22 protein-coding genes and 1 pseudogene are annotated in these 19,938 nt (G+C 63.0%); 8 read left to right on the plus strand and 15 right to left on the minus strand.

Annotated features, from left to right (window positions below):
- Positions 1 to 106: 106 nt before the first annotated feature.
- Positions 107 to 562: an NADH-quinone oxidoreductase subunit A gene (ndhC, locus tag ACWHY3_RS17440; protein WP_332779712.1), complete on the minus strand. Its 456-nt coding sequence runs from the start codon at positions 560 to 562 to the stop codon at positions 107 to 109.
- 259 nt (positions 563 to 821) lie between these two features.
- Here ndhC and thiD point away from each other — a divergent pair, with 259 nt between their 5' ends.
- Together thiD and ACWHY3_RS17450 are read left to right on the plus strand one after the other, a co-directional pair.
- Positions 822 to 1,643: a bifunctional hydroxymethylpyrimidine kinase/phosphomethylpyrimidine kinase gene (thiD, locus tag ACWHY3_RS17445; protein ID WP_087718665.1), complete on the plus strand. Its 822-nt coding sequence runs from the start codon at positions 822 to 824 to the stop codon at positions 1,641 to 1,643.
- Between the two features lie 147 nt (positions 1,644 to 1,790).
- A complete protein-coding gene (locus ACWHY3_RS17450; RefSeq protein WP_087718666.1) occupies positions 1,791 to 3,032 on the plus strand; it encodes a cation:proton antiporter in 1,242 nt (413 codons plus the stop codon).
- A gap of 91 nt (positions 3,033 to 3,123) precedes the next feature.
- Here ACWHY3_RS17450 and ehuA read toward each other — a convergent pair whose 3' ends face one another.
- The 4 genes from ehuA to ehuB all read right to left on the minus strand — a co-directional run bounded on the left by ehuA (position 3,124) and on the right by ehuB (position 6,324).
- Positions 3,124 to 3,921: an ectoine/hydroxyectoine ABC transporter ATP-binding protein EhuA gene (gene ehuA, locus ACWHY3_RS17455; protein WP_087718667.1), complete on the minus strand. Its 798-nt coding sequence runs from the start codon at positions 3,919 to 3,921 to the stop codon at positions 3,124 to 3,126.
- A complete protein-coding gene (gene ehuD / locus ACWHY3_RS17460; RefSeq protein WP_087718668.1) occupies positions 3,918 to 4,610 on the minus strand; it encodes an ectoine/hydroxyectoine ABC transporter permease subunit EhuD in 693 nt (230 codons plus the stop codon). The genes ehuA and ehuD overlap by 4 nt, the downstream gene beginning before the upstream one ends.
- 3 nt (positions 4,611 to 4,613) lie before the next feature.
- The gene (gene ehuC, locus ACWHY3_RS17465) at positions 4,614 to 5,285 is read right to left on the minus strand and encodes an ectoine/hydroxyectoine ABC transporter permease subunit EhuC (protein WP_087718669.1); all 672 of its coding nucleotides are present in this window, start codon (positions 5,283 to 5,285) and stop codon (positions 4,614 to 4,616) included.
- A gap of 139 nt (positions 5,286 to 5,424) precedes the next feature.
- Positions 5,425 to 6,324, minus strand: a complete 900-nt coding sequence (gene ehuB, locus ACWHY3_RS17470; RefSeq protein ID WP_448127116.1) for an ectoine/hydroxyectoine ABC transporter substrate-binding protein EhuB — start codon at positions 6,322 to 6,324, stop codon at positions 5,425 to 5,427.
- A 485-nt stretch (positions 6,325 to 6,809) separates the two neighbouring features.
- Here ehuB and dtd point away from each other — a divergent pair, with 485 nt between their 5' ends.
- Positions 6,810 to 7,247 carry a D-aminoacyl-tRNA deacylase gene (gene dtd, locus ACWHY3_RS17475; protein ID WP_087718671.1) on the plus strand — a complete coding sequence of 146 codons (438 nt, stop codon included), beginning with the start codon at positions 6,810 to 6,812 and terminating at the stop codon, positions 7,245 to 7,247.
- Between the two features lie 99 nt (positions 7,248 to 7,346).
- Positions 7,347 to 8,123, plus strand: a complete 777-nt coding sequence (locus ACWHY3_RS17480) for an SDR family NAD(P)-dependent oxidoreductase (protein WP_087718672.1) — start codon at positions 7,347 to 7,349, stop codon at positions 8,121 to 8,123.
- Positions 8,124 to 8,331: 208 nt separating this feature from the next.
- Here ACWHY3_RS17480 and ACWHY3_RS17485 read toward each other — a convergent pair whose 3' ends face one another.
- Positions 8,332 to 10,260, minus strand: coding sequence for an ABC-F family ATP-binding cassette domain-containing protein (locus tag ACWHY3_RS17485; RefSeq protein ID WP_448127117.1), 1,929 nt, complete (start codon positions 10,258 to 10,260; stop codon positions 8,332 to 8,334).
- Between the two features lie 67 nt (positions 10,261 to 10,327).
- Here ACWHY3_RS17485 and ACWHY3_RS17490 point away from each other — a divergent pair, with 67 nt between their 5' ends.
- On the plus strand, positions 10,328 to 10,855 hold the full coding sequence (locus tag ACWHY3_RS17490; protein ID WP_332779715.1) for a TIGR02444 family protein: 528 nt from the start codon (positions 10,328 to 10,330) through the stop codon (positions 10,853 to 10,855).
- Between the two features lie 86 nt (positions 10,856 to 10,941).
- Positions 10,942 to 11,679: an FKBP-type peptidyl-prolyl cis-trans isomerase gene (locus tag ACWHY3_RS17495; RefSeq protein WP_448127118.1), complete on the plus strand. Its 738-nt coding sequence runs from the start codon at positions 10,942 to 10,944 to the stop codon at positions 11,677 to 11,679.
- Between the two features lie 85 nt (positions 11,680 to 11,764).
- Here the strand turns inward: ACWHY3_RS17495 and ACWHY3_RS17500 are convergent, their stop codons facing one another.
- Entirely contained in the window at positions 11,765 to 12,298 is a 534-nt protein-coding gene (locus ACWHY3_RS17500) for a hypothetical protein (RefSeq protein WP_143543257.1), read from the minus strand.
- A gap of 94 nt (positions 12,299 to 12,392) precedes the next feature.
- Between ACWHY3_RS17500 and ACWHY3_RS17505 the strand changes: the two genes are divergently transcribed.
- Complete coding sequence (locus ACWHY3_RS17505; protein WP_448127119.1) at positions 12,393 to 13,313, plus strand: AEC family transporter; 921 nt, start codon at positions 12,393 to 12,395, stop codon at positions 13,311 to 13,313.
- A 331-nt stretch (positions 13,314 to 13,644) separates the two neighbouring features.
- Here the strand turns inward: ACWHY3_RS17505 and trmB are convergent, their stop codons facing one another.
- From trmB to ACWHY3_RS17525, 4 genes are all read right to left on the minus strand, one after another.
- The gene (gene trmB, locus ACWHY3_RS17510; RefSeq protein ID WP_448127120.1) at positions 13,645 to 14,373 is read right to left on the minus strand and encodes a tRNA (guanosine(46)-N7)-methyltransferase TrmB; all 729 of its coding nucleotides are present in this window, start codon (positions 14,371 to 14,373) and stop codon (positions 13,645 to 13,647) included.
- A 75-nt stretch (positions 14,374 to 14,448) separates the two neighbouring features.
- A complete protein-coding gene (locus tag ACWHY3_RS17515; RefSeq protein ID WP_448127121.1) occupies positions 14,449 to 15,246 on the minus strand; it encodes a thiazole synthase in 798 nt (265 codons plus the stop codon).
- 30 nt (positions 15,247 to 15,276) lie between these two features.
- Positions 15,277 to 15,477 (minus strand): sulfur carrier protein ThiS, encoded by a 201-nt coding sequence (gene thiS, locus ACWHY3_RS17520; protein WP_087718706.1) that lies wholly within the window; start codon positions 15,475 to 15,477, stop codon positions 15,277 to 15,279.
- Between the two features lie 68 nt (positions 15,478 to 15,545).
- On the minus strand, positions 15,546 to 17,042 hold the full coding sequence (locus ACWHY3_RS17525; RefSeq protein ID WP_448127122.1) for an alanine/glycine:cation symporter family protein: 1,497 nt from the start codon (positions 17,040 to 17,042) through the stop codon (positions 15,546 to 15,548).
- Positions 17,043 to 17,231: 189 nt separating this feature from the next.
- Here ACWHY3_RS17525 and ACWHY3_RS17530 point away from each other — a divergent pair, with 189 nt between their 5' ends.
- On the plus strand, positions 17,232 to 17,618 hold the full coding sequence (locus ACWHY3_RS17530; protein ID WP_303856806.1) for a DUF423 domain-containing protein: 387 nt from the start codon (positions 17,232 to 17,234) through the stop codon (positions 17,616 to 17,618).
- A gap of 29 nt (positions 17,619 to 17,647) precedes the next feature.
- Here ACWHY3_RS17530 and ACWHY3_RS17535 read toward each other — a convergent pair whose 3' ends face one another.
- The 4 genes and pseudogenes from ACWHY3_RS17535 to ACWHY3_RS17550 form a co-directional block, all read right to left on the minus strand.
- Entirely contained in the window at positions 17,648 to 18,064 is a 417-nt protein-coding gene (locus ACWHY3_RS17535) for a PaaI family thioesterase (RefSeq protein WP_087718683.1), read from the minus strand.
- Between the two features lie 182 nt (positions 18,065 to 18,246).
- Positions 18,247 to 18,726, minus strand: a pseudogene (locus ACWHY3_RS17540) (copper resistance protein B); the annotation flags it as partial.
- A gap of 27 nt (positions 18,727 to 18,753) precedes the next feature.
- Positions 18,754 to 19,613 (minus strand): IS5 family transposase gene (locus tag ACWHY3_RS17545; RefSeq protein ID WP_110650779.1). Its coding sequence is split into 2 segments (ribosomal slippage): positions 18,754 to 19,244 and positions 19,244 to 19,613, totalling 861 coding nucleotides; the frame shifts between segments, so codons are not numbered across the junction.
- 42 nt (positions 19,614 to 19,655) lie between these two features.
- Positions 19,656 to 19,937, minus strand: coding sequence for a copper resistance protein B (locus tag ACWHY3_RS17550; RefSeq protein ID WP_143543278.1), 282 nt, complete (start codon positions 19,935 to 19,937; stop codon positions 19,656 to 19,658).
- Between the last annotated feature and the right edge of the window lies 1 nt (position 19,938).

Genomic DNA, 19,938 nt, shown 5'->3' on the forward strand with positions numbered 1-19,938 from the left:
ACGGTCGGGGAAGCGCTGGTCGGTCACGAAGGCCAGACTCCCATCATGATCTTTTTGGCGATCGCCATCGCGATCCAGCATGCCGGATTCGACGCGCCCTTTTCTTTCAGCGTGCACGGCGGTCGACGCCCGGCACAGCAGCCAGCTCACGCGCTCTCGACGCGTCTTCGCGCCCTCGCTTGCGTGGCGCCCAGTCGAGAGCCCCGACGCGGGCGTCATACACCAAGCCGGCCAACAGAATGAGAATGAACACCGCCGCTGCCACGAATCCCGTCCAGCCAACTTCACGTACGGAAACGGCCCAGCCGAACAGGTAAACGGCTTCGATGTCGAAAATGACGAACAGCATGGCAACGAGATAGAACTTGACCGAGAACCGTTGACGCGCTGAGCCGGCGCCAACGATGCCGGATTCGAAAGGAAGGGACTTGCTGCGACCCTGACTGCGCCCACCGAGCAGGCTGGCAGCGCCGATCATCAAACCGCAAAGTGCAACCACGGCCACCACGAACAAACCGGTAGCCCAATAACTGGCAATCCATGCGGTGACCGGATCGGACATGCATCCCTCGCAGAAGTGATGGAACCTGAATGCAGTGAAAACAACCAAACTGACAGTTTCGTAAGTTTACGAGTTTACACGACTGATAGTTGATAGCAAGCCTGCTAATTAGTCCTATTGCAGTCTGTCAGAAAATCTGGCGGCCCCCGTAACAGCCTCACCTCACCAGCCTATATCATGCGGAAACGCCTTTGCCATTGGGCAATGGCAGCATCTTGTCTTAGGCTAGACGCTTTCCCGTCGCTTGCAATGTCCTCACATGGTTTCTCACTCGATTCCCAACGCCTTGACGATCGCCGGATCGGACCCTTCCGGTGGTGCAGGTCTACAGGCTGATATCAAGACGTTCTCGGCCCTCGGCGTGTACGCCACCAACGTGATCACGGCTGTGATTGCACAGAATACGCGCGGGGTGGCAGCCGTCGAGCCAGTATCGGTGACGCTGATTCGCACCCAGTTGGACAACCTGCTCGACGACGTCGAGATCGACGCGGTCAAGATCGGCATGGTCGCCAGCCGCGAGGTGGCGGGGACGATTGCCGAAGCGCTGACACGACGCCGCCCGCGCTGGATCGTGCTCGATCCGGTGATGGTCGCCAAGAGCGGCGACCGACTGGTAGACGACGAAGGGTTGCGCGCGGTGCGGGATGTTCTGGTCCCCCTGGCCGACGTGATCACCCCCAACCTGCCGGAAGCCGCCGCGCTGCTTGGCACCGAGACGCCCCGCACCCTCGCCGACATGGAGGCGATGGTCGGTGATCTTGCGGCGCTGGGGGCACCCTATGGCCTGCTGAAAGGCGGCCATCTACCGCTGGAACGCTGCCCGGATCTGCTGTGGATGCCAAATGACAGACGCTGGCTGGATGCGCCGCGCCTGCCGACGCGCAACCTTCACGGTGCCGGCTGCGGCCTCTCCTCGGCGATTGCCGCCTGCCTTGCGCACCTGCCGCCAGAGAAGGCCGATGTCGACGGTGCCATCGAAGCGGCCAAGCAATGGTTGCATCAGGCCTTGATGGCTAGCGAGCGCCTCGATGTAGGGCAAGGCAAAGGGCCACCGCATCATTTTCATGCCTGGTGGTGATCTGCATTAAACGCGAGCTTTCGACATCTCCCCTAACAGTCGTGAACTTCTCGTTCGTGGTCCATAGTATGTGACTGCTTCGCCATCTGCCGGGAAGGATCCCGGCTCCCACATAGTGAGATGGAGAGATAGGGAGATCGAGTCTGGATGGACCCCCACATCATTGTTCTGGGCGGCCTGGGTGTGCTGATACTGCTGGTCGCCTGGGTGCCGACGTTAACACCGAAACTGCCGCTGTCATTGCCGATCATCTGCATCGGTATCGGTTTCGCCCTGTTCTCTCAGCTCGGCGCGGAGGGATTGCAGCCCAGAGAACACGTCAGGACGCTCGAGATACTCACGGAACTCACGGTGATCATTTCGCTGGCCGGCGCCGGGCTGAAGATCGACGACCCGCTGAAATGGCGTCATTGGACGGACACGCAGCGTCTCCTGGGTATCACCATGCCGCTGACCATCGGCGGCATTGCCGCGCTGGGCGCCTACTACCTGGGCCTGCCGTGGGAAACCGCGCTACTGATCGGCGCCGTGATCGCGCCGACCGACCCGGTGCTGGCCGCCGACGTCCAGGTCGGCCCGCCGAGTTCCGGCCCCGGCGACAAGGTGCGCGCCAGCCTGACCTCGGAAGCCGGCCTCAATGATGGCCTGGCATTTCCGTTCACCTATCTGGCGATCGCCGTAGCCATCAACGGCACCTCGCCCGGCGCGTGGACATGGGACTGGTTCACCATGGACGTGTTGTGGCGGATCACCGCAGGCGTCGCGGCGGGCTGGTTCTTTGGCTGGCTGCTGGGGCTGCTGATGTTCCGGTCGGGGCGTATGTCTCTCGCCAGCACCGGGCAAGGCTTCGTCGCCCTGGGTGGCACTTTCGTCACCTATGCCGGCGCAGAAGCGATCCACGGCTACGGCTTCATCGCCGTGTTCGTTGGCGCGCTGGCCCTGCGCAGTACCCAGGAAGAAGCCCACGACTATCACGTGCGCCTGCACGATTTCACCGAAGAGATCGAACGGCTGCTGATGATGTTCCTGCTGGTGTTGTTCGGCGGCAGTCTGGCCGGACCGCTGCTCGATGGCCTGACCTGGCCGATGGCGGTGGCCGGGCTGGTGATCCTGTTCGTGATCCGGCCACTGGCCGGCATGATCGGGCTGATCGGCTCAAAGATGAAGTCGAGGGAAAAGGCGGTGGTCAGCCTGTTCGGGATCCGTGGCGTGGGCTCGTTCTATTACCTCGCCTACGCCAGCAGCAAGGCGGAATTCGGCGAGCTCGACAGCGCCTGGACGCTGGTCAGCTTCCTGGTATTGGCCTCCATCCTCTTCCACGGCATGACCGCCGGGCCGATCATGCTCTGGCTGGACCGGCGCCGCGAGGCAGCACGGCAACGCTCGTAGCTCGTAGCTCGTAGCTCGTGGCTCGTGGCTCGTGGCTCGTGGCTCGTGGCTCGTGGCTCGTGGCTCGTGGCTCGTGGCTCGTGGCTCGTGTTCAATCATCCGGATCGAGAACCGCCTTCAGGAACGCCTTGGTCCGTTCTTCCTTCGGCGCGGTGAAGATATCCTCCGGCTTGCCCTGCTCCTTGATCCGCCCCTGGTCGAAGAAGCAGATACGGTCGGAAACCTGGCGCGCAAAATGCATCTCGTGGGTCACCAGCAGCATGGTCAGGTCGTGCTCGTCCGCCAGAGTGCGAATGACGTTCAACACCTCCCCCACCAGCTCGGGATCCAGCGCCGAGGTCGGCTCGTCGAAGAGCATGACCTTGGGCCGCATCGCCAGCGCACGGGCAATGCCCACACGCTGCTGCTGGCCGCCGGAGAGCTGGTGGGGATACTTGCCGGCCTGATCGGTCAGGCCCACCATCTCCAGCAGCTCCATGCCGCGCTTTCTCGCTTCGGCCTTGCTCACGCCCAGCACCTGCACCGGCGCTTCGGTCAGATTGCGCAGTACCGTCATGTGCGGAAACAGATTGAACTGCTGGAAGACCATGCCCAACTGACTGCGCATCTGGCGCAAATGTTGCTCGCTGGCCGGCGCGAGCGAGTCGCCCTTGCGCTGGTGCCAGAGAGGCTCGCCGCCGACGTAGACGACGCCGTCGTTGATCTCCTCCAGCGTCATCAGGATGCGCAGCACGGTCGACTTGCCGGAGCCGGAAGGGCCGATGATGGTGACCTTCTCGCCGCGCTGGACTTCGAAGTCGAGCTCGTCGAGTACCACGTGATCACCGAAGCGTTTGACGACCTTGTCGAACTTGATGATGGGATCGCGAGTTTTCGTGGCGTCGTTCATTTGAGAGAAAGGCCTCGCTTGGGCAAATGGGTATCCAGGTAGCGCACACCGAAGGACGCGATGATCGTCATTACCAGATAGAGGCCACCCACCATGGAAAGCGGAATCAGATAGCCGCCGGTGCGGTCGCCGATGATCTTGGCCACGCCAAGCATTTCCAGCACGGTCACGACCGACAGCACGGGCACGTCTTTCATGATCGAGACCAGGTAGTTACCCAGCGCGGGAATGATGCGTGGAACCGCCTGCGGCAGAATGATATGGGTAAAGGTTCGCGACGACGCCAGATTGAGCGCCCGCGCCGCTTCGCGCTGCCCCTTGGCCACGGCTTCCAGGCCCGCGCGATAGACTTCCGAGGTGTAGGCGCTGTACTGCACGCCCAGCGCCAGCGCACCGGTCAGGAACGCCGGCAGCGTCAGTCCGAACTCGGGCAGAACGTAGAACAGGAAGAACAGCTGGATCAGCAGTGGCGTATCGCGGATGAATTCCGTCACCAGCTTGGCCGGCCAGCGGATGAGGCGAGTCGGCGCGCTCTTCAGCGCCGCCAGCACCAGCCCCAGGATCAGGGCGATAAAGAAGCCGACCACGGTGGCCTGCAGGGTCACCACCAGACCATGCAGCAGAATCGGAAAGATCGAGACCGCAAAGGCCCACTGGCTACTGGTATCCCATTCGATGCCGAAAAACATGCGTTATCTCCCCGCCGCGCGCCAGCGGCCAACGTAGCGTTCCAGCAGTTTCATGCACGCGGTCAATACCAGCGCCATGCCGAAGTACATGAATAGGACCAGGGTATAGACGGTCACGCTGTCCTGAGTGAAGTTGCGGATCTGTTCGGCGCGGAAAGCCATGTCGCCCAGCGAGATCAGCGATACCAGCGCGGTGTCCTTGAGATTCTGAACCGCGAGATTGCCGAAGGTCGGCATCATCTCCGGGATCGCCTGGGGCAGCGTGATTCGCCAAAGCCGCTTGCGCGAGGTGAAATTGAGCGCCGTCGCCGCCTCGTACTGCTCCTTGGGCACGGCCTGCACCGCGCCACGCACGACCTCGGCCCCATAGGCACCGATATTCAGCGCCAGCGCGACTACCCCTGCCACCACCGGTGGAAAGCGCAGATCGAGACCGATCGCCTGTCCCATGATGGGCAGCGCGAAGTAGATCCAGAAAAGCTGCACCAGCAGCGACGTACCGCGAAAGATTTCGATATAGGCAACGCTGATTCCCTTGAGCAGGGGATTGTGAGACAGCTTGCCGAGACCGAAGAGGAAGGCAAAGATGCCGCCCAGAATCGTCGAGTAGACCGTGAGTTGCACGGTCACCCACGCACCCTGGGACAAGGGGGCGAGATAGCTCGTCCATTCCATCGGGGAGACTCCGCATTCGCTAACGAACGGTCCCGGCAGTACCGGCACCGTTCAAGGACGAACCGAACGCTCGCCCGAGAACCGTCGTCTCGAGCGAGCGCTCACCGTCACATCGGGTTCAGAAGTTCGATTGCAAAACTCAGGAATCCGCGGTGCAGAGTTCTTCCGTGGTGTGATGGCTGGAGCCGTCGACATCGGCCTGACTGAAGCCATAGCCCATCAGCGTCTCGCTCCAGTCGTCGGTCTGCTTGTACTTCGCCAGCGCCTCGTTGACCGCATCACGCAGCTCGGTGTTGTCGCTGTTGAAGGCAAAAGCGCCCCAGCTACGCACTTCTTCGCCATCAATGACCGGGTCCACGAATTCCGCTGCCGACTCGACGTCATCGCTCTTGCCCGCCAGCTCGCTGACCGTCAGGCTGGTCGCGGCATAGGCATCGGCGCGGCCGGTCGAAACTGTGGAGATCGCATCGGCATTGCTGGAGATGGTGACCATGTTCTCCTGCGGTACGCCGAGCGCCTGCAGCATGTCCAACTGATCCGCGCCCGCCATGATGGCGATCTTGGCGTCGCCCTCGACGAAGTCGCTGAACGCATGCAGATCCTTGGGATTGCCTTCCTTGACCAGCAGCCCTTCACCGTAGGAGGAGTTGGGCTCGGAGTAGATCACCTGCTGGCAGCGATCCGGCAACACGGCCATCTCGGCCGCGGCGATATCGAAACGGTTCGCCTGCAAGCCCGGAATCAGCGAGCTGAAGTTGGTAGTGACCCACTCGATGTCGTCGACGCCCATCTCGTTCATGATATGGCGGATGACATCGGGGCCGGCACCTTTGGCCTCACCGCTCATGTCCATGTAGCCGTAGGGAATTTCGTTGGCGACGGCGATCTTGATCGAACCGGAATCCTTGATTTCCTGGAGTGACGCGGCCTGCGCGATGCCTACGGCCAGGCAGGAAAGTACGGAACCGGCAATCAGTGTCGTGACGCCTTTATTGATAACGCCTTTATTGATAACGCCTTTATTGATGTTGTGTCGCATCGTTCAAAATCTCCGTCTGCAAGGTTCGGATCCGCAGCGGCGGATCGCGATTAACTCAAGTTTTCGGTGACGGGCGCATTTATCATTTTCATCTCGCCCAGCTTGGCGTGGCCTTGCCAAATTGTCATGACTCATCCTCGACAAACCAGGACAATTCGCAGCAGCTCGATCCGTCTGGATAGTAGCACCACCCAAGCGGCGGGCGTCAAAGCCTTTATTGACCCATGACAATTGCACCCCGGCGCCGTCAAAACCCGCTATTCGAAAGGCGATTCGGCCATCGCGACGTTAGCAGGCAGCGTGTGGCGCCAGTTTCCAGCAGTCACCCAACCCTTGAGGCATGGGTAACATAAACATACGTTCTAGTACCGCCTGTTTTCAATAACGCTTTGCTTGCTACTAATCTCGATCATTTCATCGGGGGCTCAGCGTGCTAAACTTTCGCTCATCGCCCCATTCCCAATCGAGAGAGATGCCAAACCGCCATGCGAGCTCTGATCCAGCGAGTCAGCCGGGCCTCGGTCGACATCGACGGCGAGACCGTCGGGCGTATCGATCAAGGATTGCTGGCGCTCGTCGGCGTCGCCGCGGAAGACGACCGGACCAACGCCGACCGCTTGCTGCACAAGCTGCTGCACTACCGGGTGTTCGCGGATGGCGAGGGACGCATGAATTGCAACCTGCAACAGATCGAGGGCGGGTTGCTGCTGGTCTCCCAGTTCACGCTGGTGGCATCGACCGACAAGGGGCTGCGCCCGAGTTTTTCCAGCGCCGCGCCGCCGGCCCACGGCCAGGCCATGTTCGACTATCTGGTTGAGCAGGCCCAAACGGCGTGGCCCAAAGTGGCAACCGGCCGGTTCGGCGCGGACATGCAGGTCGAGCTGATCAACGACGGGCCGGTGACTTTCATGCTGGAAACTTGAGCTGACCGACGGCTCGGGTAATAACGATGCCCGCCGGATTCGGCGGTGCATAAACAGGGAACAGCGGCCATTCGAGCCGCGATGAAAGGATTCTCGATCATGACTCACCCCCTCGCCATCATTACCGGCGGCGCCCAGGGCATCGGGCGCGCCACGGTGGAGCTCCTGCTGGACGAAGGCTGGCGTGTCGCGGCGCTGGATCGCGATCCGGAAGCAGTGGCCGAACTCGACGCCGACTACCCCGAGGCAACGCTGCTGGCCATGGTGGTCGACGTCAGCGACGAACTGCAGGTCAAGGAAGCCTTCCAGCATCTGACGGATTGGCAGCAGGAAAACGATCAGTCCACGGGCGTGGATCTGCTGGTCAACAACGCCGGCCTCGCCGACCCGGTGTGTGGCCCGATCGAGGACCTGGCGCTGGCGGACTGGCGACGATGGCAGGAGAGCCACCTGACCGGCGCCTTCCTGTGCACCCGCGCCGCCGTGCCCGGCCTGCGCCACCGTGGCGGCGCCATCGTCAACATCGCCTCCACGCGCGCCCTGCAATCGGAACCCCACTGCGAGTCCTATGCGGCGGCCAAGGGTGGGCTGCTCTCCATGACCCATGCACTCGCCGTCAGCCTGGGGCCGGAGATTCGCGTCAATGCCATCTGCCCGGGCTGGATCGAAACCGGACCGTGGCAAAAGACTAGCCAGCGTAGCGAGCCTGAACATCGCGATATCGATCGCAACCAGCATCCGGCAGGACGCGTCGGCCAGCCCGCCGATGTCGCCGCGACGATAGCCTTTCTCGCCAGCGACAAGGCGGGGTTCATTACCGGCCAGCACATCAGCGTGGATGGAGGGATGACCAGAAAGATGATCTACGCCGATTAGCCGCGAGCCGCGAGCCGCGAGCCGCGAGCCGCGAGCCGCGAGCCGCGAGCCGCGGAATTCAGGATTCGATCCCGCTGAAAGTTCGCAATCCCTTTCTCGAAGCTCGAAGCTCGAAGCTCGAAGCTCGAAGCTCGAAGCTCGAAGCTCGAAGCTCGAAGCTCGAAGCTCGAAGCTCGAAGCTCGAAGCCAGCGGCCAGCATCAATGGCGTCAGGATTCCGCCTGCAGCAGTTCCGCCTCCATCGCCTCCAAGGCCTCTTCCGCCGCCATCCAGTCACTCTCGAGCTGCTCCACCTCGGCCTGAAGCTCGCCCTGTTCGCGGACCAGGCGCGCCAGCTCGTCCTTGCGGGCGGCGTCGTAAATGTCCGGGTCCGCCAGCCGCGCCTCCAGGGCCGAAAGGGCTGCCTGCGCCTTGTCGAGCTTCTTTTCCGCCGCGTCGCGCTGCTTGCGCAGCGGCTTCATCTGCTCGCGGCGTTCGGCGGCTGCCCGCCGCGCCGCCTTGCGATCGCCGCCATCCGCCGGCCCTTTCTCCTGGCGCGCTTCCTGCTTCAGATCGCGCCGCCGCTCCGCTTCCCGGGACTTCAGCCATTGATGGTAATCGTCGAGATCGCCATCGAAAGGCTCGACGCGCCCGTCGGCAACGCGCCAGAACGTATCGACGCTGGCCCGCAGCAGGTGACGGTCGTGAGACACGATGATCACGGCGCCTTCGTACTCCGCCAGCGCTTCGGCCAGCGCCTCGCGCATGTCCAGATCGAGGTGGTTGGTCGGCTCGTCCAGCAGCAGCAGGTTGGGCTTTTCCCAGGCCACCAGCGACAGCGCCAGACGCGCCTTCTCGCCGCCGGAGAACCGCGACACGTCGCCGAACACGTCGTCGCCACGGAAGCCGAACCCCCCGAGGAAGTTGCGAATCGACAGATCGCTGGCCGTGGGCGAGAGCCGCTGCACGTGGGTGAACGGCGTCGCGCCGAGATCCAGATGCTCCAGCTGATGCTGGGCGTAGTAGCCGACCACCAGATTCTCACCCGGTACGCGAGCGCCGGCGAGCGGCGGCAGATCGCCGATCAGGGTCTTGATCAGCGTCGATTTACCCGCGCCGTTGGGCCCCAGCAAGCCGATACGCTCACCGGGCAGGATCGACGCTTTCACGCCTTCGAGTATCGTGCGCTCGGGATAGCCCAGGGCGGCCTGATCCAGCGATAGGAGCGGCGTCGAGGTCTTGTCGGCACACGGCAGTTGAAAGCGGAACGGCGAATCGACCCGCGCCGCGGCGATGGTCTCCATGCGCTCGAGCATCTTCAATCGGCTCTGGGCCTGACGTGCCTTGGTCGCCTTGGCGCGGAAGCGCTCGACGAAGCCTTCGATCTCCGCCCGCCGCGCTTGCTGCTTCTCGAACGCCGCCTGTTGCTGGATCTGGCGCTCGGCACGGGCACGTTCGAAGGCGCTGTAATGGCCGCGATAGAGCATCAACTGGCCCTGATCGATATGCAGGATGTGGTCGCAGACCGCGTCGAGGAAATCGCGATCGTGGGAGATCAGCATCAGCGTGCCGGGATAGCGCGTCAGCCACTGCTCGAGCCACAGCAGCGCATCCAGATCCAGGTGGTTGGTCGGCTCGTCGAGCAACAGGATTTCCGACGGCGTGAACAGCGTCCGGGCCAGACCCACGCGCATCCGCCAGCCACCGGAGAAGGCCGCCAGCGGGCGATAGAGATCGTCCTGGGCGAACCCCAGCCCGGCGAGCAGCTGTTCGGCGCGAGCCCGGGCGGTATAGCCATCGAGGGCCTCGATCTGGCCGTGCAGCACGGCTTCGCGCTGCATGTCACCATTGGCCTGCGCCTCGGCCAGCGCGGTCTCCGTCTCGCGCAAGGCGTCGTCACCGTCGAGCACGAACTCCACCAGCGGCCGTTCAATGGCGGAAACCTCCTGTGCCATGTGGGCGATCCGCTTGCCACCGGCGATCTCGACGCTACCGGCGTCGGCGCCGAGCTCACCCCGGATCAGCGCGAACAGGCTCGACTTGCCGGCACCATTGGCACCGACGATGCCGACCTTCTGCCCCTCGTGCAGCATCAGGTCGGCGCCCTCGAACAGTCGTCGGGTGCCGCGTTGCAGGGCGAGTTGGCGGAATGCGATCATGCCGGGCTCCAGGGCGCATCGAATGGGCGCTCATTCTATCAGCCATCCGCCACCGGTATGGAATGTCATGTCCGTCACCGCTGCATCCGACTCGCTCTGGTCCGATTCACTCTGGTCCTATGCCCTGGACCGCTACGCTCGCTCCGGCGTCGAGGCCGAATGCCTGATGCTGCAGGATGAACACGGCTGGGACATCTGCGAACTGCTGTGGGTCGCCTGGCTGAGCGAGCGCCGCCAACGCCCTGACCCGGCGGCAGCCAATGCCCTGGCCGAGGCGAGATGCTGGCAACGCGAGATGACCGTACCGCTGCGCGAGCGACGACGCGCATTGAAAAGCGAGGCGCAGCGGCGGCCGCAGCTGGAGCCGTTACGCCAGACGCTCAAGCAGGCCGAGCTGCAGGCCGAACGCGAGATGCTGACGCGCCTGGAAGCGCTCCCCACGCTCGTCGCCGAGGGGAATTCCCCGCTCGAGCAGGCGCTGGCTTCCTGCCGAACCCTGCGCGACATGACGGCCGACGATTACCTGCCGTTACGCCGATTGATGACGCGCTGGACAATCGATGCCCCGGATGCGGAACCAAAACCCACCTGTTAGAGTCACAACACGACTATCCAGCCGGTGTTCGAGGCTTCTTTACACTCTGGCCAACATCGGTTTCATTCGTGACCCAAGGAGTTTGCATGAAACGTTTGGTAACCGCCGTCGCGCTCGGCAGCATCATGACGCTGCCGCTGACAGCCTTCGCGCAGGACAAGGTCGATCTCGACAGTGACCAGGCGAAGCTCAGCTACAGCATCGGCGCCACGCTGGGTCAGGGTCTGTCCAAGGACATCAAGGATCTCGACGTCGATGCCTTTGCGGCGGCCATCAAGGACGTCTACGGCGACGCCGACCTGCAGATGAGTCAGGACGAGATCAGCAGCACGCTGACCCAGTATCAGCAGCAGAAGATCGCCGAGCAGAAAGCCGAGCAGAAGAAGGTCGCGGACGAAAACCGCAAGAAGAGTGAAGCCTTCCTCGCCGAAAACGCCAAGAAAGAGGGCGTCGAGACCACCGATTCCGGCTTGCAGTACAAGGTCCTGGAATCCGGTGACGGCGAATCCCCGAGCGCCGACGATACCGTTCGCGTCAACTACGAAGGCACCCTGCCGGACGGCACCGTCTTCGACAGCTCCTACAAGCGTGGCGAACCGATCTCGTTCAAGGTCGATCAGGTCATCCCCGGCTGGCAGGAAGCGCTGAAGATGATGCACGTCGGCGATACCTGGGAAATCGCCGTTCCCTCCGACCTCGCTTACGGCCCGGCCGGTACCGGCGGCCCCATCGGCCCCAACCAGGCGCTGAAGTTCAAGGTCGAGCTGCTTGCCATCAACCCCGACGACAGCAGCAGCGCCGCGGGTGACAACGGCGACAGCTAAACGCCGACGGCGTGGCTTTCGTCTCGATCGCCACGTTCACCCACCGCTTCACCCGACGCCGGCCCATCGAGGCCGGCGTCGGCGTTTACAGGCAGCGCCTGTCGTCTCTTCCCGTCGGCCCGCCCAGCTCTTGGCTGTCGAAGTCGAACCAGCTGCCTTTCAAGCCATGATCGCTCAGCACCACCACCTGCGCGCGCCAGGCATCCACGTGAGCGCTGCACAGCCCCAGCGTTCCCTGCCCGACGAACAAGCCATCCCCTTTCGACTGTAGCGAAAGCCGCCGCGACTGCACGTTCATGTCGCGACCGATGAACTGGACCGTCACCGATTGCGGCGCGCGGCCATGAACGCGAACCTCGAACGTCAACATGCCTTCGCCGTCGTGCACCTCCTGCAACGCGAACCCCAATGACGAATCGATCCCAAGGTTGGCGTGGCACCCACCATCCAGCAGCACGCAGCCTTGTGCCGGCGGATACCAGGTCACGTCATGGGTCGACTCCCGCAGGTAGTAGTAATCGAGCAAATACCAGAGCGCGATGACGATCGTCATCAGAGTGACGCCGATCAGCAGGTTGAGCATTCGCGGTCTGGGAGTTTCCTCTTCGTAGGCAGCCATGGACTTTCGAAGACTCCAAGGGTTGGGTATTAGTCGATAAACTGGCCGGCACCGGCGCCGCGAACCTCATCGGAGCGCTCGACAAGGATGACACATGAGCGATATCGCTAACGCCCTGGGCCCGCTTTTTCTGCTGATTCTACTCGGAGCCGCCCTGGGTTGGGCACGATTTCCGGGTGGCGATTTCTGGCCCCGACTCGAGCGCTTCATCTACTACCTGCTGTTCCCGGCCATGCTGGTGGCAACGCTGGCAACCGCGGACGTCAGACAGGTGCCGGTACTGCGCCTCGGCGTGACGCTGCTCGGCACCATGACACTGCTGGGCCTGGGCCTCTGGCTGGCGCGACATCGCCTGGCGCTGGCGCCACCCGCCTTCACCTCGACCTTTCAGGGCGTAGTGCGCTTCAACACCTACGTCGGCGTCGCCGGTGCCACGGCGTTGCATGGCGCGACCGGCACCACGGTGGCGGCCGTGGCAGTCGCGCTAATGGTGCCGACCGCCAATATCCTCTGTGTGCTGGCCTTCATCGCGTCCGGCACGCTGGGTAGCGCCAGCCTGCGTCGCAGCGCCGTGGCGTTGCTGCGCAACCCGCTGATTCTGGCCTGTCTGCTGGGTATCGCGCTGAATCTCAGCGGTATCGGACTGCCCGGCTGGAGCTTCGAGGCCATTGAACTGCTCGGCAATGCCGCTCTGCCGCTGGGGCTGGTCGCCGTGGGCGTGGCACTGCGCCCCCAGGCACTATGGCACAGCGGCAAGGCATTCTGGCTGTCGAGCGCACTCAAGCTGCTCGTCACCCCTTTGATCGTACTGGCGCTGGCCTGGATGGTCGGCCTTCACGGCGCGGACCGAGATGTCGCGCTGCTGTTCGCCGCGCTGCCGACCGCCACGTCGGCGTATATCCTGGCCCGTCAACTGGGCGGTGACGCGGAACTGATGGCCGCCGTGATCACCGGCCAGACGCTGCTGGCCATGGCGACATTGCCGCTGCTCTTGAACGCTTTTGGCGTGAACTGAGCACACGGTGTCGGGAGGAATTGACCGCCCCAAATAAAAAAGATTCTCGTTACGCTTGCAACGATGAATGAGAATGATTAACCTTTCCATCGTGGCGTCGCCAAACGCCACTGACCACAGCAGCGAATGTCAGGTTCCTGCCATGGTTATCTCCTCATCATGCTAGTCACGGTCCTTAGTGCCGCCCTGCCCAGGGCGGCCTTTTTTATGCCCGTGACCCAGGTATGCCGGCGCCCCAGGGCCGCGGCAGGCCGGCGACCTTGACGGCACAGCTTGGCGCGGCGGGTCTCGTCTTTCTGATCTCGGCGTTCGGCGATGGGCAGCGGCGCGATCAGACGCGCCGGTAGATGAGATCCCAGACGCCGTGACCCAGGCGCTCGCCACGCTGTTCGAACTTGGTCAGCGGGCGGAAATCGGGGCGCTCGACGTAGGGCGCCGTCTCGGCCGGCGCGGTGTTGACGAACCCCGGCGCCTCGGCCATCACCTCCGCCATGAACTCGGCATAGGGCTGCCAGTCGGTCGCCATGTGCAGCTTGCCGCCCGGCTCGAGGCGGGAACGCACCAGCTCGACGAACGGCAACTGCACGATACGCCGCTTGTGGTGTTTCTTCTTGGGCCACGGATCGGGGAAGAAGAGCTGCAGCGTATTGATGCTCGCTTCCGGCAGGCAGTCCGCCAGCACGGCCAGCGCATCCTCGCGATAGACGCGAAGGTTGGTAAGCCCGCGCTTGTCGGCCTCGTCGAGCAGCTTGCCCACGCCGGGTGCGTGAACCTCGATGCCGATGAAGTCCGTCTCGGGATGGCGCTCGGCCTGCTCGACCAGCGACTTGCCCATGCCGAAGCCGATTTCCACCACGCAGGGCGCCTTGCGGCCGAACAGCTGCTCGAGGTCCTGGCGGCCATCGTCCAGCGTCAGCCCCCACTTGGGCCAGACCTCCTTCAGGCCACGCTCCTGCGCCGCCGTCATGCGTCCGGCGCGCAGCACGTAACTCTTGATGCCACGGCGCACGGGCGCCTCTTCGGCGGGGGATTGGGTATCGGGCGTCGTCTTGTCAGTCATGCGGAGGAATCAACAGGGCAAGTAAAGGGAATGGCCGCTGGCTGGCAGCGGCCCTGCGGGAGTCGACCGGAAGGCTCAGGCGTTGATCCGCCCGGCGAACGGCGAAGAGGGGCTGGCGCTCTGGCGACGCGGCATGCGTTCGGCGAGAAACGCCTCGCGCCCGGCTTCGATCGCCTTGCGCATGGCGTGGGCCATCATCACCGGATGCCTGGCGTGGGCGATGGCGGAATTCATCAGCACGCCATCGCAGCCCATCTCCATTGCCAACGCCGCATCGGAAGCCGTGCCGATCCCGGCATCGACCAGCACCGGCACCTCGGCGTGCTCGATGATGAGCGCCAGCGTCGCCGGATTGAGCAGGCCATTGCCGGAGCCGATCAGCGAGCCCAGCGGCATCACCGCGCAGCAGCCGCGCTTTTCGAGTTCCTTGGCAACGATCGGATCGTCGCTGGTGTAGACCATGACGTCGAAGCCGTCGTTGACCAGGGTCTCGGCGGCAGCCAGCGTCTCGACCACGTTGGGATAGAGCGTCTTCTCGTCGCCCAGCACTTCGAGCTTGACCAGATTGTGGCCGTCGAGCAGTTCGCGCGCGAGCTTGCAGGTCCGCACGGCATCCTTGGCGGTGTAGCAGCCGGCGGTATTGGGCAGCAGCGTGTAGCGCGACGGCGATATCGCATCGAGCAGGTTGGGCTCGTCCGGGTTCTGGCCCAGGTTGGTCCGACGGACCGCGAACGTCACCACGTCGGCAGCGCTCGCCTCGATGGCTGCGGCGGTTTCTTCGAAGTCGCGGTATTTACCGGTGCCGACCAGCAATCGAGACGCAAAGCGGCGTCCGGCCACGATCAACGGGGTGTCCTGGATCAACTGAGACATGAATGGCTCCTGGTCATGAATCTGGCGGGTTCAACCCCCGCCGATGGCATGCACGATCTCCACGCTGTCGCCGTCGTTCAGGCGCGTCTGCGCGTGCAGGCTGCGTGGCACAATCTCTTCGTTGACTTCGATGGCAATACGCCGCCCCGTCAGGCCGAGCGAATCGACCAGTTGGGCCAGTGTCTGCTCGCCATCGAGCTGGCTGGGTTCACCGTTGAGCTGAATCTGCATGGCAGCCTCCCTGAAGCAGATCTCGAGGAGGCGCATTGTAGCGCCTCAAGGAGAACCAGGCATCCCGGTCAGGCGTCGCGCGCGACTCGGTCGGTGCTTTCGCGCGCAGGCCAGACGTCGGCGTCGACCTGTTCGGGGCGCTTCAGCACCTTCTTAGGATCGAACGTCGGCTCGTGCACGCCCGCCTTGCGCTGACGCTCGTAATCCTTGAGCACGCGCAGCGCGATCGGACACAGCAGCAGAATCGCGATGAGGTTGGTCGTGGCCATCAGCCCCATGGCGAGGTCGGCGAAGTCCCACACGAACTGCAACTGCGCCACGGAACCGATCATGACCATCGCCAGCACCGCCAACCGCAGGACCGAAACCGCGGCCTTGGCACGGCCCCGGAACAGATATTCGATGTTGATCTGCGAGTAGGAGAAGTTGGCGATGATCGAGGTGAACGCGAACAGGAAGATGGCGATCGCGATGAAGATCTCGCCGAAGCTGCCAAGGTGATCGACCATCGCGTCCTGGGTCAACTGGATGCCGACGATGTCCTGACCCGGCGAGGTGCTCATCAGGCGCTCGTAGACGCCGGAGAGCAGGATCACTACCGCCGTGCAGCTGCAGATCACCAGGGTATCGATGAATACGCCGAAGGACTGCACCAGCCCCTGCGCCGCCGGGTGCTTGACGTCGGCCTGGGCGGCGGCGTTGGGCGCCGAGCCCATGCCCGCCTCGTTGGAGAACAGGCCACGCTTGATGCCGTTTTCCATCGCGATCTTGATAGTGTAGCCGACGGCGCCGCCCACCGCCGGGCCATAACCGAAGGCGCTCTTGACGATCAGCTCCAGCATGGCGGGCACTTCGCCGATGTTCACCACCAGTACGTACAGCGCCACCAGGAAGTATCCGATGGCCATGATCGGCACGATCTTCTCGGCGGTGCGCGCCACGGACTTGAGCCCGCCGTAGATCACCAGCGCAGTGATGATCACCAATGCGACGCCGGTCACCCAGTTGGGAATCGAGAACGCCTGGGACAGCCCCTGCGCGATGGTGTTGGACTGCGCGCCGTTGAAGGCCAGGCCGTAGGCGATCAACAGGAAGATCGCGAACAGCACGCTCATCCAGCGCTGCCCCAGCGCCCGTTCGATGTAGTAAGCGGGGCCGCCGCGGAAGACACCGTCCTCGTTGCGCTTCTTGTAGGTCTGGGCCAGCGTCGACTCGATGAAGGAGGTCGCGAAGCCGACCAGCGCCGTCATCCACATCCAGAAGATCGCCCCGGGGCCACCGACCCACAGCGCAATCGCCACGCCCGCGAGGTTGCCGGTGCCGACCCGAGCCGCCAGCGAGGTCGCGAAGGCCTGAAAGCCGCTGACGCCACTGCCGGAACCGCGGCTGTTGAAGGTGACGCGAGCCATGTGGCCGAACAGCCGGAACTGCATGAAACGCGTGAGCAAGGTGAACAAAAGCCCAGCACCCAGCAGCAGGTAGAGCAGAATATAGGTCCAGACAAATTCGCTGACCGGAGTCATGACCGCGTAGACCGCGTCGTGAAGCGTGTTGATGAATTCCATTTCGGAGATCCTTGGGGGTAACGATGACGTCGCAAACGCTGCAGGGCGGCTGCCGAGGCGGTTTTTTACGCGCTAGACTAGCGGGCGTCAATTCCGCGGCTGACGCCCCTAGGGATGGCTGACGTTTCACGCAAGGCCGCACCGACCGTCAACATCCCCAAAGCATAGTCGCCATCAAGGAGTCGCAACATGCACCAAAAGTGGGCCTGGAGTTTCGCTGCCCTGAGCGGATTCGTTCTCGTGGCGGCCGGTGCCTTTGGCGCCCATGCGCTGACCAGCACGCTCTCCCCGCGCGATCTCGAAGTCTTCCATACCGCCGTACGCTACCAGGCCTGGCACACCTTGGCGGTCATGGCCGTGCTCGCCTGGCATGGACAACGCGCCCTGCAGGGGCAGATGCTGGCCATCAAGCTCTGGTTCGCGGGCATGGTGCTGTTCAGCGGCTCGCTCTACTGCCTGGTGCTGGTTGGCGCACGCCCGCTGGGGATAGTCACGCCCTTCGGCGGTCTGCTGTTGATGGCGGGCTGGCTGGTGCTGGCGTGGAGTGCCTGGCGTCAACGGCCGGCTACGGCGTAGATCGAAGCGTCCTGCATCGAGCCCGCGCTTCAGTCATCCCGATCCGGCAACACGTAGGTCGCCGTCACCAGCGCGACGGGCTCGTCGTCACCGGTGGAAAAGAGCTGGACCTCGCCTACCGCGAGACGCTGGCCGAGCTTGAGAATGCGTGCGTTGGCGATCAGGTCCCGGTCGCTGCGCGCACGCCGCAAAAAATGGCAATTGAGATTGCTGGTCACCGCCATCGCCTCCGGCCCGATCTGGGCCAGAACCGCCACATAGAGACAGACGTCGGCCAAGTTGACCATCGACGGACCGGAAACACAGGCGCCGGGGCGCAGATGCTCGTCCTCGATCGCCAGGCTCATGGTCGCCCGCATGTGATCCACGGCCTCGATGGTGCCCTGACGCTGAGGAAAGACGTCATCGAGGAAGTCCTCGATTTCGGCGGCGGTCATTACGGTCATGGCAAGTTCTCCCCTGGCAACGGTGCTCGAGACGGCGGCGCAGTGGTCAAGATAGCGCAACACTACTCGAACACACACTACAGTGCGCCTCGAACCGACTCACCGTCTCCACTGCGCATTTGCGCCACCACCCATGTATTCCGCAAACACTACCCGACGTTGCCCTGAATCCACCGGATGATTCACAAGATTAGTCTGATACCCGCGACAACGCCCGTGCCCTCCGTTCTATCACCGCTGGCACGAGTTAGATCCGCAGTCTCACCGTACTCCTTTTCCCAGTAAGCGCCGATGTAAGGCGCGACACGGCGCGTTACCTCGTAGCCTAATCGCATGCCGACACGCACGGAGTTCAATCCTTCGCCCACGCCAAATGCTTCGACTCCATTGGCGGCCATGGCGATTTCCGTGCGTGGCTGCAGGTAAAGCCGCTGGGTCAGGCGCAGGTCGTATTCGCCCTCGAAACTGGCGGCCAGATCGCCGTCCTCGCTGAGCTGTAGGGCGACGTCCGTTTCGATACCGTAGGGCATCACACCCTGCAGGCCGACCACACCGTAGGTGCGCTCGGCGTGATCATCGGAAAACACGCCGCCCTGGTAACCCACGCCGCCCTGTAGTTCCCAAAAATCCGCAATCAGGCGGCTGTAGAGCAGTTCAAGGGATTCGAACTCGGCATCTTCGCCGTCGCCCTACGCTCTGTCTGAAAAATAGACCCGTAAACAGCGCTCGATGCAGGCCAGCGTGACCATGGCACGGTAACTTTTTGCCAGCTTGTCGTAGCGAGTACAAAGTCGCCGCTTTTCCTTCATCCAGCCAAATAGACGCTCTATCACATTGCGACGCCGATAACGCGGGCGCTCGAACAGGCGGGGTAGTCCTGGCTTGGGGCGACGGTGCATCTGTCGGTGCCGGATCGTCGGTCGTATTCCGTACCGGTCGCAGTAGCGACGCAATCGATCACTATCGTAACCTCGGTCGGCCAGCAGATGGCGGCAGCGCTTGCGGGGACGTCCCGTATGACCTGGCAAGCGGATCTGCTCCATGACAGGAACGAGATAGCGTGAATCGGCATGCTGACCAGGCGATAGCAGGAAGCTCAGGGGAACGCCATTGGCATCGCAAACCAGGTGAATCTTGGTGGTCAGGCCGCCTCGGCTTCGTCCAAGCGCATGGCCTACCCGTTCTCCAGAGCCCCTTTTTTACTGCCACCAGCGGCAGAGCGAGTCGCTCGAATCGAGGTGGAGTCCACCATCCAGGTATCGAGATCCATGTAACCATCTTCCCGAAGCTTCAGGTGAAGGCGTGACAGGCTGCGTTCGAGTGTGCCGTCATCTCGCCACTGACGAAAGCGCTGGTAGACCGTTTTCCATGGGCCGAAGCGTTCGGGCAGATCCCGCCATTTGGCGCCGGAACAGAGGATCCAGAAGATGCCGTTGAGCATCTGCCGGTCATCGCGGCGTGGGCGTCCACGCCCAGCGGGCGTGCCAGGCGAAACGATATCTTCAATCAATGTCCAACCCTGATCGGAAATCTCGTAACGTCCTGCCATGACAATACCTCCAAGTCTGAGGGAGGAAAGGCTAGCAAGACATCATTTTTCAGACAAAGCGTAGACGTTTTCGCCTTCCGACTTGATGTACACACGGTTGACGTCACCGCCGTACCAGCCTTGAAAATCCCATACAACGGTATCCAGGCCTTTATCAGGCATGCTGTATTCAAGCCTGTCGAACAGCGCCATGCCCATGTTGTGTTCCTGCATGGGCGAGGGCCAACTCTCTGGAGCGTCGTAGCCGTCATCGGCGTTGGCCGTTGCCGTGGTGACCACCATGAACGCCGCGCTGGCAGCGGTCAGGAAATGCTTGGTCTGCATG

Source organism: Salinicola sp. NYA28a (assembly GCF_976982775.1).

Excerpts from the sequence above, each read along its gene's own strand:
- ndhC (WP_332779712.1), bottom strand. The coding sequence starts at position 562 with ATGTCCGATCCGGTCACCGCATGGATTGCCAGTTATTGGGCTACCGGT.
- thiD (WP_087718665.1), top strand. The coding sequence starts at position 822 with ATGGTTTCTCACTCGATTCCCAACGCCTTGACGATCGCCGGATCGGAC.
- ACWHY3_RS17450 (WP_087718666.1), top strand. The coding sequence starts at position 1,791 with ATGGACCCCCACATCATTGTTCTGGGCGGCCTGGGTGTGCTGATACTG.
- ehuA (WP_087718667.1), bottom strand. The coding sequence starts at position 3,921 with ATGAACGACGCCACGAAAACTCGCGATCCCATCATCAAGTTCGACAAG.
- ehuD (WP_087718668.1), bottom strand. The coding sequence starts at position 4,610 with ATGTTTTTCGGCATCGAATGGGATACCAGTAGCCAGTGGGCCTTTGCG.
- ehuC (WP_087718669.1), bottom strand. The coding sequence starts at position 5,285 with ATGGAATGGACGAGCTATCTCGCCCCCTTGTCCCAGGGTGCGTGGGTG.
- ehuB (WP_448127116.1), bottom strand. The coding sequence starts at position 6,324 with ATGCGACACAACATCAATAAAGGCGTTATCAATAAAGGCGTTATCAAT.
- dtd (WP_087718671.1), top strand. The coding sequence starts at position 6,810 with ATGCGAGCTCTGATCCAGCGAGTCAGCCGGGCCTCGGTCGACATCGAC.
- ACWHY3_RS17480 (WP_087718672.1), top strand. The coding sequence starts at position 7,347 with ATGACTCACCCCCTCGCCATCATTACCGGCGGCGCCCAGGGCATCGGG.
- ACWHY3_RS17485 (WP_448127117.1), bottom strand. The coding sequence starts at position 10,260 with ATGATCGCATTCCGCCAACTCGCCCTGCAACGCGGCACCCGACGACTG.
- ACWHY3_RS17490 (WP_332779715.1), top strand. The coding sequence starts at position 10,328 with ATGTCCGTCACCGCTGCATCCGACTCGCTCTGGTCCGATTCACTCTGG.
- ACWHY3_RS17495 (WP_448127118.1), top strand. The coding sequence starts at position 10,942 with ATGAAACGTTTGGTAACCGCCGTCGCGCTCGGCAGCATCATGACGCTG.
- ACWHY3_RS17500 (WP_143543257.1), bottom strand. The coding sequence starts at position 12,298 with ATGGCTGCCTACGAAGAGGAAACTCCCAGACCGCGAATGCTCAACCTG.
- ACWHY3_RS17505 (WP_448127119.1), top strand. The coding sequence starts at position 12,393 with ATGAGCGATATCGCTAACGCCCTGGGCCCGCTTTTTCTGCTGATTCTA.
- trmB (WP_448127120.1), bottom strand. The coding sequence starts at position 14,373 with ATGACTGACAAGACGACGCCCGATACCCAATCCCCCGCCGAAGAGGCG.
- ACWHY3_RS17515 (WP_448127121.1), bottom strand. The coding sequence starts at position 15,246 with ATGTCTCAGTTGATCCAGGACACCCCGTTGATCGTGGCCGGACGCCGC.
- thiS (WP_087718706.1), bottom strand. The coding sequence starts at position 15,477 with ATGCAGATTCAGCTCAACGGTGAACCCAGCCAGCTCGATGGCGAGCAG.
- ACWHY3_RS17525 (WP_448127122.1), bottom strand. The coding sequence starts at position 17,042 with ATGGAATTCATCAACACGCTTCACGACGCGGTCTACGCGGTCATGACT.
- ACWHY3_RS17530 (WP_303856806.1), top strand. The coding sequence starts at position 17,232 with ATGCACCAAAAGTGGGCCTGGAGTTTCGCTGCCCTGAGCGGATTCGTT.
- ACWHY3_RS17535 (WP_087718683.1), bottom strand. The coding sequence starts at position 18,064 with ATGACCGTAATGACCGCCGCCGAAATCGAGGACTTCCTCGATGACGTC.
- ACWHY3_RS17550 (WP_143543278.1), bottom strand. The coding sequence starts at position 19,937 with ATGCAGACCAAGCATTTCCTGACCGCTGCCAGCGCGGCGTTCATGGTG.